This is a genomic window from Dermacoccus barathri, from assembly GCF_015070805.1.
Taxonomy (GTDB): domain Bacteria; phylum Actinomycetota; class Actinomycetes; order Actinomycetales; family Dermatophilaceae; genus Dermacoccus; species Dermacoccus abyssi.
In genome coordinates, this window is the sequence record NZ_JADCTK010000002.1 from 22,229 (window position 1) to 39,668 (window position 17,440).

A 17,440-nucleotide genomic window follows, 5' to 3' on the forward strand; every position below is an offset into this window, starting at 1 on the left:
CGCGAGGGAGGGGCGAGAACGCCTCTTGCAGCCCTACCGACGGCGGGGCGCACCGACGAGGGACCCGAGGATCGACGATGACTCTGGCGTACTCCAGCATGAACGGGGGCGCCACCGGCGTCCTCAATGGCCAACTTCTCGATGGCCACCTTCTCGAGCGCGACATCACGACGAAGGACGCCGAAACGGCTCCGCGTGACGGCGACGGACGAGCCGATACGGCGACGAAGACGTACGTGCTCGACACCTCGGTGTTGCTCTCCGACCCGCGGGCCGTGCTGCGCTTCGAGGAACATGACGTCGTGCTGCCGGTCGTCGTCATCACCGAATTGGAGGCCAAGCGCCACCACCCCGAACTCGGCTACTACGCCCGCGAGTGCCTGCGGTTGCTCGACGACATGCGCGTGACGCACGGGCGCCTCGACCACCCGGTGCCCGTCGGCAACGGTGGCACGCTGCGCGTCGAGCTCAACCACACCGACCCGTCGGCGCTGCCTGCCGGCTTCCGCCTCGGCGACAACGACTCGCGCATCCTCGCGGTGGCGGCGAACTTCGCGGCCGAAGGCCACGATGTGACGGTCGTGAGCAAGGACCTGCCGATGCGCATCAAGGCCTCTGCCGTGGGGCTCGACGCCGACGAGTACCGCGCCGACGGCGTGCCCGACTCCGGCTGGACGGGCATCGTCGAGCGCACCGTGAGTGCCGACGACGTGGATCGCCTCTTCGAATCCGGTCGCCTCGCGCTCGAGGACATCGAGGACCTGCCGCTCAACACCGGTGTCGTGCTGACGAGCGCCGGCGGGTCATCGTCCGCGCTCGGCCGCGTCATGCCCGGCGGTGTGCTCAAGCTCGTGCGCGGTGACCGAGACCTGTTCGGCCTGCACGGCCGCTCGGCCGAGCAGCGCATCGCCATCGACGTTCTGGGCGACCTCGACGTCGGCATCGTCAGCCTCGGCGGCAAGGCCGGCACGGGTAAGAGCGCGCTCGCGCTGTGCGCCGCGCTGGAGGCCGTCATGGAGCGTCGCGCGCACCGCAAGATCATCGTGTTCCGCCCGCTGTTCGCCGTCGGCGGCCAGGAGCTCGGCTACCTGCCCGGCAGCGAGAACGAGAAGATGGGCCCGTGGGCGCAGGCCGTGTTCGACACTCTCGGCGCCGTCGTGAGCAAGGAGGTTCTCGACGAGGTCATCGCCCGCGACCTCCTCGAGGTGCTGCCGCTCACCCACATTCGTGGGCGCTCGTTGCACGACGCGTTCGTCATCGTCGACGAGGCTCAATCGCTCGAGCGGAACGTCTTGCTCACGGTCCTGTCGCGCATGGGGCAGAACTCGCGCGTCGTCCTGACGCACGACGTCGCGCAGCGCGACAACCTGCGCGTTGGCCGTCACGACGGGGTTGCGGCCGTCGTCGAGAAGCTCAAGGGGCACTCGCTGTTCGCGCACGTGACGCTGACACGTTCGGAGCGCAGCCCGATCGCCGCGCTCGTCACGGACGTCCTCGCCTCCTGACGGCCGGATGATGCACGTCCTGTGAGCCGCTCGAAGTCGGCGGTGTGGCAAATAGCATCCGACGGGATGGAATCTGTACCGTGAACTGCGTCGCGCGCCCTGGGGGTGTGTGGCCGGACGGTGCGTGACGGGGACGACGCGCCGCCGACTCGATGTTGAGGAAGGCTCACTGTGCGTTTGATCCACCGCAAGGGATTCGCGGTCGTCTATTGGGTGGTCGCGTTCCTGGCCACCGTGCTCGCCATCATCGCCGGTGCTCGCTCGGGCGCCGGTGCTGCGCCCGAGTTCAGCGACGGATCGGGTACGAGCGTCGGCTCGCAGATTCTCTTCGGCCTCGGGGGCGCGGTGCTCGGTGGCCTCTTGGTCGCCGCGATCTTCGCCGGGGTCTGGATCGGCCTGTGGGCCCTCGACCGGCGCGCGAACCCCGAGTTCGACGACCGCGACGACTACGACACGCTCGACGACCTCGATGACGACTTCGACGAGGCCGAGCGCGACGCGCAAGACCAATCTGACGACGAGTTCGCCGAGGGAGACCGCAACTTCGTCGACGAACACGACCTCGACGGTGACGGACGCTCCGCCGTTCGCCGCTGACATCCCCCGACGAAGGCCCCGACTCGCGCGAGTCGGGGCCTTCGTCGTTGCCTGGCGCCGGCGCTCCGGAGCCAGGTTGTGTCAGAGCTTGCGCAGTTTGACGTTCTCGACGTGATGGTCGGCGCCCTTGCGCAGAATGGCGGTGGCGCGGTGCTTCGACGGCTGGACGTTGGCGACGAGGTTGGGCAGGTTGATGCTCTCCCAGATCGCGGTGGCACGGTCGACGGCCTCTTCGTCGCTCAGCTCGGCGTAGCGGTGGAAGTAGGAGTCCGGGTCGGCGAAGGCCGTGCTGCGCAGACGCAGGAAGCGGTCGACGTACCACTGACGGATGTCGCTCTCGCGGGCGTCGACGAAGACGCTGAAGTCGAAGAAGTCGGAGACCGTGAGCGTCGAACGCGACGGTTGTCCGGGCGTCGGGATCGGTGGCTGGAGCACGTTGAGGCCCTCGACGATGAGGATGTCGGGCTGACGGACGACGACCTTCTCGTCCGGCACGATGTCGTAGACGAGGTGGCTGTAGACCGGAGCCTCGACCTCGGCCTTGCCGCCCTTCACCTCGGCGACGAAGCGCACGAGCGCGCGGCGGTCGTAGCTCTCGGGGAAGCCCTTGCGATCCATGATGCCGCGGCGTTCCAGCTCGGCGTTGGGGAAGAGGAAACCGTCTGTCGTGAGGAGTTCGACGCGCGGGGTGTCGGGCCAGCGGGCGAGGAGTTCGCGCAGAACGCGCGCCGTCGTCGACTTGCCCACGGCCACCGAACCGGCCACACCGATGATGAACGGCGTCTTCGCGGGGCGCTCGTCGAGGAAGTCGCTCGTGATGCGGTGCAGGCTCTTCGTCGCGCCTGCGTAAAAGTTCACGAGGCGCGACAGGGGCAGGTAGACGTCCTCGACCTCCGCGAGGTCGATGCGCTCGCCGAGGCCCGAGAGGCGACGCACGTCGTCGGACGTCAGGTCGATGGGACGCGAGTCGTGCAGTCGGGCCCAGTCCTCACGGGTCAGTTCGACGTACGGGCTCGGAAGAGGAGGCAGGTGCGGGCGACTCACCCCGTCATTGTGCCGCAGCCGGGGCGTGTCGGGGAGCCGGTGCGGCACAACGCAGCCCGGCGGGCCGCGCCGCGCGTTCCCGCGTATTCGTGCCGGGGCCGACGCCCCGAGTAGGCTGTCGCCCATGTGTGGAATCGTTGGATACGTCGGCCCGCGCGTCGACGAGCGCGCCCAGACCGTCGTCATGGAGGGTCTCGCGCGCCTGGAGTACCGCGGATACGACTCGGCCGGCATCGCGCTCGTGACCGGTGACCACGTCTCGACGGCGAAGAAGGCCGGCAAGCTGGCCAACCTGCAGGCCGAACTCGAGGCGAACCCGCTGCCCGAGTCGTCGACCGGTATCGGGCACACGCGCTGGGCCACGCACGGTGGCCCCACCGACGCGAACGCCCACCCCCACCGCGGTGGCGCGGACGGCAAGCTCGCCCTCATCCACAACGGCATCATCGAGAACTTCCACCCCCTGCGTAACGAGCTGCTCGCCGACGGCGTCGAGTTCACGTCCGAGACGGACACCGAGGTCGTCGCGCACCTGCTCGCGAAGGCGTACAAGGGTGACCTGAAGGCCGCGATGCTCGAGGTCGTCAACCGCCTCGAGGGCGCCTTCACGCTCCTGGCCGTGCACGCCGACAACGCCGACCAGGTCGTCGCCGCGCGCCGCAACTCGCCGCTCGTCATCGGCCTCGGTGAGGGCGAGAACTTCCTCGGCTCCGACGTCGCCGCCTTCATCGGCTACACGAAGGAGGCCATGGAGGTCGACCAGGACCAGGTCGTCGTCATCACGCCGCAGAACGTCGAGGTCGTGAACTTCGACGGTTCCGCAGCTCAGGGCAACACCTTCCACGTCGACTGGGACGCCGCGTCCGCCGAGAAGGGCGGCTTCGACACCTTCATGGAGAAGGAGATCTTCGACCAGCCCGACGCCGTGCGCGACACGCTGCTCGGACGCACCGACTCCGAAGGTCGCCTCGCCCTCGACGAGATCCGCATCTCCGAGGACGAGCTCAAGAACATCGATCGCATCACCATCGTCGCCTGCGGCACCGCCGCCTACGCCGGCATGGTCGCCAAGTACGCCCTCGAGCACTGGACGCGCATCCCCGTCGAGGTCGCGCTCGCGCACGAGTTCCGCTACTGCGACCCGATCGTTTCCGAGCGCACGCTCGTCGTCTCGATCTCGCAGTCGGGCGAGACGATGGACACGCTCATGGCCGTCAAGCACGCCCGTGACCTGGGCGCGAACACGCTGAGCATCTGCAACACGCACGGTGCGACCATTCCGCGAGAGTCCGACGCCGTGCTCTACACGCACGCCGGCCCGGAGATCGCCGTCGCGTCGACGAAGGCCTTCCTCGCGCAGATCACCGCCTGCTACGTGCTCGGCCTGTACCTCGCGCAGCTGCGCGGCGGCACGTACGCCGACGACGCGAAGAAGGTCATGGCCGAACTGCAGGAGATGCCGGCCAAGATCGACGAGCTTCTCGGCCACCTCGACCGCGTGCGCGAAATCGCCCGCTTCATGGCCGACACGCGCTCGGTGCTCTTCCTCGGCCGCAACGTCGGCTACCCGATCGCCATGGAGGGCGCGCTCAAGCTCAAGGAGCTCGCCTACATCCACGCCGAAGGCTTCGCCGCCGGTGAGCTCAAGCACGGCCCGATCGCGCTGATCGACGCCGGCCAGCCCGTGTTCATCGTCGTGCCCGGCCCTGATACCCCGCACGGTCTGCACGGCAAGGTTGTCTCCAACATCCAGGAGATCCGCGCTCGCGGCGCTCGCACCCTCGTCATCGCCGAAGAGGGCGACGAGGCTGTCGTGCCGTTCGCCGACGAGGTCATCCGCATCCCGAAGTCGGCTCCGCTGCTCGCACCGCTGCTCGCCATCGTGCCGCTGCAGGTGTTCTCGCTGGAGCTCTCCACGGCCAAGGGCCTCGATGTCGACCAGCCGCGTAACCTCGCGAAGTCCGTCACCGTGGAGTGACCCTCTGTTTCGCTGGAAACCGCGTCGTCCCTGTGGGGCGGCGCGGTTTTCGTTTTGTGGGGTTTGGGTGTGGGGGATGGGCGGCGTGATCGCCTGCGATGCCCATGGGCGGGGCGGCGAAGTTGGCGGGATGGATGGTGCTGGCTTGGGTGCCTGGAGACGTGTCCGCTCGCCTTCTTGGGGCACGTCGCCGGTGATTGGGTTGCCTGTCTTTTGGTCGCCGGCCGTGGGTGCTTGGTGCGCGCGTCGTCTTCGTTGGCCTGGTTCCTACTCGGGCGATTGGTCGCGCAAGTGGGGACGTATTCGGCTCGGGGGTACCCACTTGCGCGATGTTTCGCGCTTGTGGGGAACAGCCACTGTCGGGGGCGGCGCGGCCGGGCTATCGTCAGCGGACTTCTTCGGGCGTGGATGTGGTCGGCTGGGGTGCCGGGAGACGTGTCCACTCGTCTTCTTGGGGCACGGCGCTGGTGCTTGGGTCGCCTGTCTTTTGGTCACCGTTCGTGTGCTTGTTATGGACGCGCACTGGCCCCCGTTTGCTTGGTTCCTACTTGGGCGGTTGGTCGCGCAAGTCGGGACGTATTCGGCTCGGGCTTCCCCACTTGTGCGATGTCTCGCGCATTTGGGAGTCATTTTGCGTGTGTTGCTCCTGCGCGTCCGCGCGCCCCGGGTCGACGCCGGCTCCGTGATCCGGACGCTGAGCCTGGTGCCCACGGAGCTGACGGTGCGCGTCGCGGAATGTCTGGGCGGACCGCGAAATTGGGGGAGCGTCCTCTACATCTGTTCGAACAGGTGTACTAAAATGAGTTCATGGAACAGCACCTCGAGATGACCGCCGACGCGGTGTCTCGTATGCCTCGCGAGCGGTTGCTCGCTGCATGGACGGTGCTCACCGAAGCTGTGGTCGAGCAAGCCCTCGTGAGCGTTTCGCCGCTGCTCGATCCGCCCGAGATCGGCGCGTCGCTGGACGAGCGCATCGCCGAGTCGGTGGAGACGGCTCGGCAGCTCGAAGGTGCGGCCGCTGCGGTGCTCACGATTTCTCGTTCCGCTGATGCACTCGTGCGCGTCATGGCCGCCGAGCACGCCGAAGCAGTGCGGCAGGTCGAGGCGCTGGAGTTCGAGCACCTGCGAGACGTGTCGTACCCGCTCGCTCCGGGGGAATTCGCTGGCGACAGCTTCGGACCGGCCCTCGGCATGAGTTCCGGTGCAGCAGGCGCCATGGCCGATGACGCCGCGCAGCTGCGTTGCAGGCACCCCGAACTGCTTCGATCGGCCCTTCGCGGTGAGGTTCGCTTCGCCACGGTTGCCGCGATCGCGTCCGAGCTCGAACATGTCGAGGCTCCCGATCTCGACGAAGTGAACCGCCTTCTTGCGGCCGGCAGTATCCCGACGATGACGGTCGAAGGCGCCCGCCGGCAGACGAAGCGCCTCCTGCGGTCACTCGGTCTGGCGCGGCCCGTTGATCCCGTTGAACAGCGCCGCGAGATGGGCGTGTGGTTCTCCCCGCACCTCGAGTTCGACCAACTCACCGAAATGTGTGTCGTGCTCGACTCGGTCGATGCCGCAACGGTGCGAGCCGCCATCGACGCGAGGGCGCAGTTCCTGCGCGACAACGCGCCGAGAAGTGGTGACGGAGCCGGCCACGGGCTCTTCGCCGGTCCATCCCGCGCCGACGCCTTCGTCGACCTCCTCCTCGGTCAGGCCACCGTCACCACGACATTGCACCTGCGCGTCCTCGTGCGCCCATCGACGTCATCGCCCGCTGAACCTCTGTCGTCGCGGTCTGTTCTCGCTCGCGCGCACGGCTCTACCGGATGCTCCGGGGAGAGCTCTGCCCGCAAGAACGCGGCAGCGTGGTTCGGCGACGACGTTCGCATGCCCTTCGGCGACGTGGAGGTGCCCGGAGTCGGAATCGTCGATGCGGCCACGGTTCGTGCGCTGGCCGGGGCAGTCGGCACGAAGTTCGTCTCTGAATTCGTGGCCGTCGACGGCGAGCGCGTCACAACGCTGGCGACGGTGACCGATTCGTACCGACCGACGACGCTGGTCGAGCGCACGGTGAAGACGCGTGACGGGCACTGCCGCTTCCCGTACTGCACCCGCCCGGCCGACGTCACGGACGTCGACCACGTGATTCCCTTCGCCGAAGGTGGCGCGACGAGCCCGGCCAACCTCCAGTGCCTGTGCCGTCACCACCACCGCGCCAAGACGTTCGGCGGCTTCGCGGTCGTCATGCAGGCGGACGGCGAGTGCCTCTGGGAGTCGCCCACCGGCCACCGTTGGCTGACTCTCCCCAGCGGCCCGACGCTGCCGCAGCCGGCAGTCTTCACAGCCCCAGCCGCCTGACTCAGACAAGCGCGCCCGTGGCTGGGATTCGGCTCCTTGGCCGCAGGCCGGTGACCCGCAGCTGAACAGGAAGAAACGACGCGTGGTTGACTGGCCACATGATCGTTGGAGTGGGAATCGACGTCGTCGAAATTGACCGGTTCGCGCAGAAACTCGCAGACACCCCGCAGATGCGTGACCGGCTGTTCACGCCGAGCGAGCGCGACCTGCCGATCCGCTCATTGGCCGCCCGCTTCGCAGCGAAGGAAGCGCTGAGCAAGGCGCTCGGCGCACCGCCCGGAATGAGCTGGCAGGACGCCGAGGTCGACAAGAACAGCGACGGCCAGCCCTACTTCCGCACCGGCGGCACCGTGCAAGCTCGCATGAGCGCGCTCGACGTCGACGCGCTTCACCTCTCGCTCACCCACGACGGTGGCATCGCCTCCGCCGTCTGCATCGCGGAGGGCTGACATGGCGGATGACGACCTTCGCCACGAGAACACCCCCGCGTCTACGCCAGACGGATCGGGACGGCTGAGCCCGAACGGTGGCGGTCGGCGTGACGCCAGCGCGGGGGAGGTTCAGGACGCGGATGGTGGTGCTGCTGCCTGGCGGGACAACTCCGACGGCGGCATTCGAGCAGCGTGGTCGGTTGACGCCGTACGCGCTGCTGAAGAAGCCACGGGTGACGACTTCACCGACGGTGCTCTGATGCAGCGCGCCGCAAGGGGGCTCGCCGACATCGTGAGACGCGAGGTCGCTGAACTCAAGCGGCGGGGCGTGACGTCGCCGAGGGTCGTGGTCCTGGTTGGGCCCGGAAACAACGGTGGCGACGCGTTGTACGCCGCCCGCGATCTCGCAGTTGACGGTTTCGAGTGTCTGGCTCTCCTTGTCGCCGACAAGGCACACGTCGAGGGCGTCGCCGCAGCGCGTGCAGCGGGCGTCGACGTGGCCCGGTACGAATCCGCCTCCCACAGCGGCGCGGAGCCCGAGGGCGGCGGCCGTGAGAACGCCCATGCGATCGCGCACGCCGACCTCGTCGTCGACGGCATCCTCGGAATCGGCGCCGATCCCGGGCGCGCTTCGACCTGGCAGGAACTCGCCGACCTCATTCCGATCCAGGCATTCGTGGTGGCCGTCGACTGCCCCACCCCAGGATTCCGTGCCGACATCACCGTCACCTTCGGCGGGCCCAAGACCTCGCTCATGCTGGCACCCGCCGCGAACGGACGAATTGAGGTGGTCGACATCGGCGTCCACCTCCCTCTTGGCGAACAGGAAGCCATGCGACTGTCCGGTACGCACCTGGCGCACTTGTGGCCCGTACCCGGCCCGCGCGATCACAAATACACGCGCGGAGTGGTAGGTCTCGCGACGGGCAGTGACGCGTTCCCGGGAGCCGCGGTGCTCGGTGCCGTCGCGGCGGTAACGGCCGGAGCAGGCATGGTGCGCTACGTCGGCCCGCGTCGCGCAGAGGACGCCGTCACGGCAGCGGCGCCGGAGGTCGTGCACGGCAGTGGTCGCGTGCAGGCGTGGGTCGTGGGCTCCGGAATCGACGGGCCGAGTGAACGCGAGCACGAGAGCGACCGCTACGACTCCGCCATGGCCGCGCTGCGCTCCGAGGAACCCGTCGTCATCGACGCGGGAGCGCTCACCTGGTTCGAGCCCGGTGTCCGCCCGGAAGGGGCCCAGACCGTCATCACCCCCCACGCCGGCGAGCTCGCGACGCTCCTGCAGTCGCGCGACATCGACGTCGAACGCTCGACAGTCGAAGCCGACCCCGTCACGTGGGCTCGCCGTGCCGCCAACGAGACGGGCGCGACCGTCCTGCTCAAGGGCGGCGTCACCGTCATCGCCTCGCCCGGCGAAGGCCCGGTCACCATCGAGAACCGCGCCCCGCACTGGCTCGCCACCGCCGGAACGGGCGACGTGCTCGCCGCGCTCCTCGGCGTCCTGCTCGCGGCCGGTCTCGAGCCCAGGAGCGCCGCCGCACTCGCCGCGTACACCCACGGACGCGCGGCGCACCTCGCCAACCCCGACGGCCCCGTCCGCGCCCTCGATGTCGCCACGTCGCTGGGACGCGTCGCCTCAGAACTGGTCGCCGAACAGCGGCGGGTGCACGAGGAACGCCGTGCGGGACGCTTCCCGCGCTAGTGAAAGACTGAGTCGCTATGAACGTGCCCGCCGCCGACGCCCCGACGCCGTCCGACCACCCCGCTTGGCTCGCCTTCGAAGGTGCGCAGGCCCGCGTCGTCGTCGACCTCGACGCCATCGTGCGCAACGCCACCACGCTCAAGGCGCGAGTGGGTGACGCCCAGCTCATGGCTGTCGTCAAGGGTGATGCCTACGGCCACGGGCTCGTGCCGACTGCCCGCGCCGCGCTGCGTGGGGGAGCGACCTGGCTGGGAGTGGCGCAACTCCACGAAGCCACCGCGCTACGCGACGCCGCAATCGACGCCCGCGTGCTGTGCTGGCTGCTCGCGCCCGGCTCCGACTTCGAAACGGCGATCCGCCGCGACATCGACCTCGGGGTCTCGTCGGCAGCCATGGTGCGCGACGTCGCGATAGCCGCCGAGGCCGCCGGGCGCGCGGCCCGCGTCCACCTCAAGGTCGATACCGGCATGGCCCGCAACGGCGCGTACGGCGACCAGTGGCCCGAGCTCGTGGCCGCCGCCCGCGAGGCGCGGGGGAGGGGCCTCGTCGAGGTGGTCGGTCTGTTCACCCACTTCGTCCGCTCCGACGAACCGCGCCACCCCGAGGTCGCCGCCCAGATCGACCGCTTCCGCGCCGCCGAAAAGGACTGTGACGACGCCGGATTTCACCTTGAGGTGCGGCACATGGCGAACTCCGCCGGCGCGATTTTCGTGCCCGAGTCGCGCTTCGACCTCGTGCGCGTCGGCCTCGCGCTCTACGGCCTCTCGCCCGCGCCGGACCTCGCCGCGCCCCAGGATCTCGGTCTTGACCCCGCAATGTCGGTGACGGCCCACGTCGCCGTGACGAAACGCGTCCCCGCAGGCCAGGGCGTTAGTTACGGCCACACCTACGTCACAGATGCGGAAACGACCCTTGCCGACATTCCCGCGGGGTACGCCGACGGCGTGCCGCGCCACGCGTCGAACAAGGCTCCGGTCATGGTGAACGGCACGATCGGCCACATCGCCGGCCGCGTGTGCATGGACCAGTTCGTCGTCGACATGGGTGACGCCGCAGTCCAACCCGGCGACGAAGCCGTTCTCTTCGGACGTGCAGCCGACGGGACACCCGGGCCCACCGCGCAGGAATGGGCCGACGCCGCCGACACCATCAGCTACGAGATCGTCACGCGCATGAGCACCCGCCTGCCACGCATCTACTGCGGTGACCTGAGCGAGGAACTCACCCGATGAGCGACGACCTACGCCTGCGCGGCACCCGCTACTTGCCCGACGCCGAAGCCACCGCCGACCTCGGACGGGCACTCGCCCGTATCGTGCGCCGCGGAGACGTCATCGTCATGACGGGCGACCTCGGGGCCGGGAAGACGACGACCACGCGCGCTCTCGGCGAAGCGCTCGGTGTGCGCGGTGACGTCACGAGCCCGACGTTCGTCATCGCCCGCGAACACCCCTCGCTCGGTGACGGCCCGGCACTCGTCCACGTCGACGCCTACCGCCTCGGCGGCTTCGGCGAACTCGACGACCTCGACCTCGACACCTCGCTCGACGACGCCGTCACCGTCATCGAATGGGGCGCCGGCATGGCCGAGGCGCTCTCCGACGATCGCCTTCACCTCACGTTGACGGGCCTCGACGACCGCACCGCGACGATCGAGACGGCCGGCGAACGCTGGGCAGACATCGACCTCGCCTCCGAACTGGGACTCGACTGACGCACGCAAGGCCGCACGGCACCGCCGTTGAGCCGCGCGTGATCGGCGCAGTTGCCGGGCCTCGATAAGCTGGGTCGGTGCTTCTCGCGATCGACACCTCCACCTCGGCCGTCACGGCCGCGCTCCACGACGCCGAAAAGGTCGTGGCGCGCACCTCGACGATCGACGCGCGTCGGCACACCGAGATCCTCGCTCCGGCCATCGACGCCATGATGCGCGACGCCGGTGTGACGCCTGCCGACCTCTCCCGCGTCGCCGTCGGTGTCGGCCCCGGCCCGTTCACCGGTCTGCGCGTCGGCATCATGACGGCCATGACGTTCGCGTACGCCCTCGACCTTCCGGTCGGCGGTCTGTGCTCCCTCGACGCCCTCGCGTACGGCGCCCGGCGTTCCGGCATGACGGGCCCGCTGCTCGTCGCCACGGACGCGCGCCGCAAGGAGGTCTACTGGGCCCGCTACGACCTCGACGCCGAGCGCATCGCGCCGGGTGAACCGGCCGTCGACAAGGCTGCCGTCGTCGCCGAGCACGTCGGAGACATCCCCGCGATCGGTCGCGGAGCCCAGCTGTACAGCGACCACCTGCGCGACGCCACCGGCGGCTACGAGGAGCTCCTCGACGTCGACGCCGCCGACATCGCCGCGCTCGCCATCGAACGCGTCATGGCGGGGGAGCGCCTACTGACCACCGAGCCGCTCTACCTACGTCGCCCGGACGCCGTACCCGCCGCGACCGCGCCCAACGCCCGGGTCCTCGGCAAGTGAACGCCACGACCACCGACGCCCCGGCGAGCGTCCGCCTGCGCGACGCGACCTGGCGGGACATCGAGACCCTCGCGCGTCTCGACGCCGAACTCTTCGATCACGACGCGTGGAGCGAACCGACGTGGTGGGCCGAGTTCGCCGAGCGCCCGCGTCGCCAGTACGTCGTCGCCGTCGCAGGTAACGAGGACGCGAACGAGACCGTGATGGGCTACGCCGGCCTCGACGCGGGCGGCAGCGCGGCCGACGTCATGACGATCGCCGTCACCCATGCGGCCCGCGGCACAGGCGTCGGAAAACGCTTGCTCACCCACCTTGTCGACGCCGCGGCGGCGGCCGGCGCCGAGGCTCTCCTGCTCGAGGTGCGCGCCGACAACGAGCCCGCCCTCGGCCTCTACGAACGATCCGGCTTCGAGCGCCTCACTCTGCGCCGCCGCTACTACCAACCCGGTGACGTCGACGCCGTCATCATGCGCAAACTCCTGGAGACCTCATGAGCATCACCACGACTCGGGAGCCGCTGGTTCTCGGCATCGAGAGCTCGTGCGACGAGACGGGCATCGGCATCGTGCGCGGCACCACCCTGCTCGCCAACGAGGTGGCGAGCAGCATGGATCTGCACGTCCGCTTCGGCGGCGTCGTGCCCGAGATCGCGAGCCGCGCCCACCTTGAGGCGATGCTGCCCTCACTGCGTCGCGCGTGCGACACCGCCGGAGTGAAGCTCACCGACGTCGACGCCATCGCCGTCACCGTCGGGCCCGGCCTCGCAGGCGCGCTCATGGTCGGTGTCGCCGCCGCGAAGGCCCTCTCCGTGGCCCTCGACAAGCCGCTGTACGGCGTCAACCACCTCGCCGCGCACGTGGCCGTGGACATCCTCGACCACGGCCCGCTGCCCGAGCCGACCATGGGTCTGCTCGTCTCCGGCGGGCACACGAACCTGCTCTACGTGCCGGACATCGCCACCGACGTGCGCAGCCTCGGCAACACGATCGACGACGCGTGCGGCGAAGCGTTCGACAAGGTCGCCCGCGTGCTCGGCCTGCCCTACCCGGGCGGCCCGAACATCGACAAGGCGGCCCAGGGCGGAGACCCGAAGGCCATCGCGTTCCCACGCGGGCTCTCGACGAAGAAGGACCTCGAGAAGCACCGTTACGACTACAGCTTCTCCGGCCTCAAGACGTCCGTGACGCGCTGGGTCGCCACCCGCGAAGCCGCCGGTGAACCGGTGCCCATCGCCGACGTCGCCGCGTCCTTCCAGGAAGCCGTCGTCGACATCATCACGAAGAAGGCCGTCATGGCCTGCCGCGACTACGAGTGCAACAACCTCATGGTCGGCGGCGGCGTCTCGGCCAACTCCCGCCTGCGTGCGCTGCTCGAAGAACGCTGCGGCAAGGCCGGCATCGCCATCCGCGTGCCGAAACTCAGCCTGTGCACCGACAACGGCGCCATGGTGGCCACGCTCGGGGCACACCTCGTCGCGAAGGGCATCGAACCGTCCGCGCTCGATGTGCCCGCTGACTCCTCGATGCTGATCGGACAGGTGATGGGATGACGACCACGATGTCTGCCACGACCACGCTTCGGGTGCGCTTGACGGCGCTCGCCGCCACCGGCGCGCTCGCTCTCGCCGGCTGCAGCGGTGGCTCGCCCGACGGAGACAAGCCCTCGACCGGCGCTTCGAGCTCCTCGAAGAGCGGGTCCGGCAGCTCCTCCCAGGGCCAAAACCGGACGAGCGCCGACGCCGGACTGCCGACGGAGGCCGAACTCGCCCAGGCGAAGAAGGACGTCGGGAAGCTCACGACGAAGCAACTCGCGGGGCAGGTCATCGTCGGGTACTACCCGGGTTCGCAGAGCGAGGCGGCTGCCGCGGCGATCCGCAAGGACGGCCTCGGCGGCGTCATCATCATGGGCGACAACGTGCCGCAGGATGTCACGGCGGGCCTGCCTGCCATCACCTCCGCCGCGCAGCAGGCGATGAAAGACACGGGACGCTCGTGGCCCGCCGTCATCGGCATCGACCAGGAGGGTGGCCCCGTCGCGCGCATCAAGGCGCCCGTCACGCAGCTGCCCGGCGGTATGGCGTACGGTGCCGCGGATGACGCCGAACTCGCCGCGAAGATCTCCAAGGGCCAGGGCCAGGAGTTGCGAGCCCTCGGCGTGACGATGGTGTTCGCCCCCGACGCGGACGTCACGGTCGGCCCGCAGGATCCGACGATCGCCGTCCGCTCGCCGGGCGGGGACCCGCAGCGCGTCTCGCGCGCGGTGAACGGGCAGGTCAAGGGCTTCCAGGAGGCCGGTCTCGTGCCGGTCATCAAGCACTTCCCGGGCCACGGCTCGGTGACGACGGACACCCACGTCGACTACGCGGTGCAGTCGCATCCGGTCTCGGCGCTCACCAAGCGCGACTGGGTGCCGTTCGCCAACGCCGTGAAGGCGGGGGCACCCGCCGTCATGACCGCGCACATCGTGCTCAAGGACGTCGACCCGAACGTGCCCTCGACCCTGTCGCACAAGGTGCTCACGGGCGAACTGCGCGACAAGCTCGGTTTCAAGGGCCTCGTCGTCACCGACGGCATGAACATGGGCGCCATCGTGAAGAAGTTCGACAAGGGCGGTGCCGCAGCCGTTTCCGCGCTCAAGGCGGGCGCCGACGTCGTGCTCATGCCGGCCAACGCCACCGCGTCGGTCGCCGCCATCGAGAAGGCCGTGGCCTCGGGTGAGCTGACGCGCGAACGGCTCGTGGAATCGGCTGCCCGTATCGTCGCGACGACGCGCCACCAGCAGGTCAAGGCTCCGGCGACCAACGTCGTCGGCGCGCACGGCAAGGACGCCGAGCAGTTCGCGCGAGAGTCGATCACCCAGCTCGGTGGCTCATGCGACAAGCCGCTCGTCGGCAAGAGCGTCCGCCTCGACGGCGGATCGACCTCCGACCGCGCGGAACTGACGAAGGCCCTCACGGCCCGCGGCATCACGGTCGGCTCGTCCGGCACACGCGTCTCGCTCATCGCCGGTGGGTCGTACAACGCAGGTAAGGCGTCGGCCGACGGCGGCTCGGAAGCCGATTCCGCTGGTGGTTCGGGTGCCGGTTCCTCGACGAAGGCCGGCGTTCAGGTCGCGCTCGACACCCCGTACGTCCTCGCCTCGCGACCGGCCGGAGCCGTCGGTCTCGCGACGTACGGCAACACGCCGTCGACGTTTGCGGCGCTCGCGGACATCCTTGCGGGCAAGGCCAAGGCGGGCGGCACGCTGCCGGTTGCCGTCGGTGACAACAAGGTGGGCGACTCGGCCTGTTCGTGACTTCGCGCGCTGTTTGAAGCTCCAGCCCCTTGAGTCAGGGGGCGGGTTCAGTTCGGGGGCAGCGGCGGTCGTCCAGGTGCGACCTGTGGCACGTCAGGTCAGGCAGGCTCCACGACGAGGGCAGCACGCTCGCCGTCGAGGTTGACGAGCACGACTGTCATGGCCCGGGAGCCCTTGAGCTTCAGTTGGCGACGCAGGGCGTCGGCGTCGAGGTCGACGTCGCGCTTCTTGATCGTGAGGCGTCCGACGTCGTGCGTGCGCAGGTAGGAGCGGAGTGTTTTGACGTGCAGCGGAACGGCGTCGAGCACCCGGTATGCGCGCCCGAGAAGACCGATGTCGGTGAGCGCGTCGGCGGTGACGTACCCGTACCCGGCCGTGAACTCGCGCCCGTCGACGGCGTTGAGCAACGCGCCGACGAGACCGCTACGCGTCAACGCCTTGTCGGCCTCGTAGAAGAAGGCGCCGAGGTCGGCGCGACGCGCGAGGGCCCCCGAGGCGTCGGCAGCGTCGGGCCTCGTGACGTGGCGAAGCTCGACGCTGTCGCCGCTGCTGTCTGCGTTGGCGGAACCGTCGGCGCGCTTGTCGGTCGGCCGCACGATCGTCGCCGTCGTGCCTTCGTCGCGAACGGCCTGGCCCCACCAAAGCGTCGCTTCGACGAGGTCGCCGGCGTATGAGACGAACTCCGCCTCGCAGTCGGGCGGGATGTCGCCGTGCGCGAGGCCGGGGGAGAGTTTGGCGCCGGCAGCCGGGGCATCAGCGGCGAGTTGCTGGACGAGTTCCCAGTCGGGCGAGAGCGCGGCCAGGGAGAAGGTTCGCTTGGTTCGGCCCTGGATGTCGGCAACGCCCGGGATGCGCCGGGCAGGGTCGAACCACCACGCGGCGTCCGGGGCTTCCCGGCGGAGTTCGGGTGCGAGGTCTTCGAGCAACCCCGTCTCCACGCGTGAGGCGGGGTAGGGCGTCAGGTTGTGACGAGCGAGTTCGGCCGTCGTCGCGTCGGCTTCCACGGCAATGACGTCGAGGCCGGCGCGAGCAAAACCGACGGCGTCCGCGCCGATGCCACACCCGCCGTCGACCACGCGTGAGGCGCCGGACGACCGCAGACGCTGGGCGTGCAGAGCCGCCACCGGCGAGCGAGTGGCCTGCTCGAGGGCGTCCGGGGTGAAGAACATCCGCTCGGCATTCGCGCCGAACTTCGTGACGGCCTTCGCCCGCAATCGGCTCTGCGTCAGCGCGGCGGCGACGAGTTCGGGGGAGTAGCCCCGATCCCGCAATCGGGAGGTGAGCGCGACGGCGTTCTTCTCGTCGTACGGCGGCAGCGATGCGAGCAGTTCACGACCCTCGTCGGACATGAGAGCGTGCGCGGCGGCGGCATCCATGGGCTCATTCTTTCAGGCGAACTTCCAACCAAGACCCGCCCCGCCTGTGCGCCGTGAGCGAACGCCGACCCTCCACCTGGCACTCGGCTTGACCGAGTGCTAACCGAGCAATAAATTCGGAGTTAGCACTCACCCCTGGGTAAGTGCCAGCGAGCACGTCACCTCGACCCCCGCGACGGCGAGGCGGCACTGCGCGCTGTCATGCCACGCCACGTGGCGTGGGCAGGGGTGGACAAGCATCCGTCACGTCCGCGCGAGCGGACCGTCGCAACAAGGAAGGTGCCACCGTGTCGGTGAACATCAAGCCGCTGGAAGACCGCATCGTCGTCAAGTCCGTCGAGGCCGAGAAGACCACCGCGTCCGGCCTCGTCATCCCGGACACCGCCAAGGAGAAGCCCCAGGAGGGCGAGGTCATCGCCGTGGGCCCGGGTCGCGTGGACGACAACGGCAACCGCGTTCCGGTCGACGTCGCCGTGGGCGACAAGGTCATCTACTCGAAGTACGGCGGCACCGAGGTCAAGTTCGGTGGCGAGGAGTTCCTCATCCTCTCCGCTCGCGACGTGCTCGCCGTCGTCGCCTGACGATCCCACTCCGTGCGCGCATGCCCCGGCCGTGGCCCACGTCGGCCCGCCGGGGCATTGCGTTCCCTCCAGCCGTACGTGAACTCACGCAGCAGGCTCCCGTTCCACGCCGCC

At 69.4% G+C, this 17,440-nt stretch carries 15 protein-coding genes; 13 read left to right on the forward strand and 2 right to left on the reverse strand.

The genetic code is table 11. From position 1 onward, the window contains the following. Window positions 1-77: 77 nt before the first annotated feature. Together IM689_RS03180 and IM689_RS03185 are read left to right on the forward strand one after the other, a co-directional pair. Window positions 78-1,505: a PhoH family protein gene (locus IM689_RS03180; RefSeq protein ID WP_227484450.1), complete on the forward strand. Its 1,428-nt coding sequence runs from the start codon at window positions 78-80 to the stop codon at window positions 1,503-1,505. Window positions 1,506-1,676: 171 nt separating this feature from the next. Next, window positions 1,677-2,102 (forward strand): hypothetical protein, encoded by a 426-nt coding sequence (locus tag IM689_RS03185; RefSeq protein WP_193642871.1) that lies wholly within the window; start codon window positions 1,677-1,679, stop codon window positions 2,100-2,102. Between the two features lie 81 nt (window positions 2,103-2,183). Here the strand turns inward: IM689_RS03185 and coaA are convergent, their stop codons facing one another. Beyond that, window positions 2,184-3,146, reverse strand: a complete 963-nt coding sequence (gene coaA, locus IM689_RS03190) for a type I pantothenate kinase (RefSeq protein ID WP_319803786.1) — start codon at window positions 3,144-3,146, stop codon at window positions 2,184-2,186. Between the two features lie 124 nt (window positions 3,147-3,270). On the opposite strand from coaA, the gene glmS reads away from it, so the two are divergent. The 10 genes from glmS to IM689_RS03240 all read left to right on the forward strand — a co-directional run bounded on the left by glmS (window position 3,271) and on the right by IM689_RS03240 (window position 15,369). After that, entirely contained in the window at window positions 3,271-5,124 is a 1,854-nt protein-coding gene (gene glmS / locus IM689_RS03195) for a glutamine--fructose-6-phosphate transaminase (isomerizing) (protein ID WP_047311777.1), read from the forward strand. An 807-nt stretch (window positions 5,125-5,931) separates the two neighbouring features. Continuing rightward, on the forward strand, window positions 5,932-7,467 hold the full coding sequence (locus tag IM689_RS03200; RefSeq protein WP_193642873.1) for an HNH endonuclease signature motif containing protein: 1,536 nt from the start codon (window positions 5,932-5,934) through the stop codon (window positions 7,465-7,467). Window positions 7,468-7,565: 98 nt separating this feature from the next. Next, on the forward strand, window positions 7,566-7,916 hold the full coding sequence (locus tag IM689_RS03205; protein WP_047311779.1) for a holo-ACP synthase: 351 nt from the start codon (window positions 7,566-7,568) through the stop codon (window positions 7,914-7,916). 1 nt (window position 7,917) lies between these two features. Then, window positions 7,918-9,600, forward strand: a complete 1,683-nt coding sequence (locus tag IM689_RS03210) for a bifunctional ADP-dependent NAD(P)H-hydrate dehydratase/NAD(P)H-hydrate epimerase (RefSeq protein ID WP_227484451.1) — start codon at window positions 7,918-7,920, stop codon at window positions 9,598-9,600. Between the two features lie 17 nt (window positions 9,601-9,617). Beyond that, window positions 9,618-10,832 carry an alanine racemase gene (gene alr / locus IM689_RS03215; RefSeq protein WP_193642874.1) on the forward strand — a complete coding sequence of 405 codons (1,215 nt, stop codon included), beginning with the start codon at window positions 9,618-9,620 and terminating at the stop codon, window positions 10,830-10,832. Continuing rightward, window positions 10,829-11,314 carry a tRNA (adenosine(37)-N6)-threonylcarbamoyltransferase complex ATPase subunit type 1 TsaE gene (gene tsaE, locus IM689_RS03220; RefSeq protein WP_047311780.1) on the forward strand — a complete coding sequence of 162 codons (486 nt, stop codon included), beginning with the start codon at window positions 10,829-10,831 and terminating at the stop codon, window positions 11,312-11,314. Before alr ends, tsaE begins: the two co-directional genes overlap by 4 nt. A 77-nt stretch (window positions 11,315-11,391) precedes the next feature. Further along, complete coding sequence (gene tsaB, locus IM689_RS03225; protein ID WP_193642875.1) at window positions 11,392-12,075, forward strand: tRNA (adenosine(37)-N6)-threonylcarbamoyltransferase complex dimerization subunit type 1 TsaB; 684 nt, start codon at window positions 11,392-11,394, stop codon at window positions 12,073-12,075. Continuing rightward, entirely contained in the window at window positions 12,072-12,569 is a 498-nt protein-coding gene (gene rimI, locus IM689_RS03230; RefSeq protein ID WP_193642876.1) for a ribosomal protein S18-alanine N-acetyltransferase, read from the forward strand. The genes tsaB and rimI overlap by 4 nt, the downstream gene beginning before the upstream one ends. Then, a complete protein-coding gene (tsaD, locus tag IM689_RS03235; protein WP_193642877.1) occupies window positions 12,566-13,624 on the forward strand; it encodes a tRNA (adenosine(37)-N6)-threonylcarbamoyltransferase complex transferase subunit TsaD in 1,059 nt (352 codons plus the stop codon). Before rimI ends, tsaD begins: the two co-directional genes overlap by 4 nt. Further along, entirely contained in the window at window positions 13,621-15,369 is a 1,749-nt protein-coding gene (locus tag IM689_RS03240; RefSeq protein WP_193642878.1) for a glycoside hydrolase family 3 protein, read from the forward strand. The genes tsaD and IM689_RS03240 overlap by 4 nt, the downstream gene beginning before the upstream one ends. A 98-nt stretch (window positions 15,370-15,467) precedes the next feature. Here IM689_RS03240 and IM689_RS03245 read toward each other — a convergent pair whose 3' ends face one another. After that, a complete protein-coding gene (locus tag IM689_RS03245; RefSeq protein ID WP_193642879.1) occupies window positions 15,468-16,745 on the reverse strand; it encodes a class I SAM-dependent methyltransferase in 1,278 nt (425 codons plus the stop codon). Between the two features lie 287 nt (window positions 16,746-17,032). Between IM689_RS03245 and groES the strand changes: the two genes are divergently transcribed. Then, a complete protein-coding gene (gene groES / locus IM689_RS03250; RefSeq protein ID WP_118913311.1) occupies window positions 17,033-17,326 on the forward strand; it encodes a co-chaperone GroES in 294 nt (97 codons plus the stop codon). The last annotated feature ends 114 nt before the right edge of the window (window positions 17,327-17,440 follow it).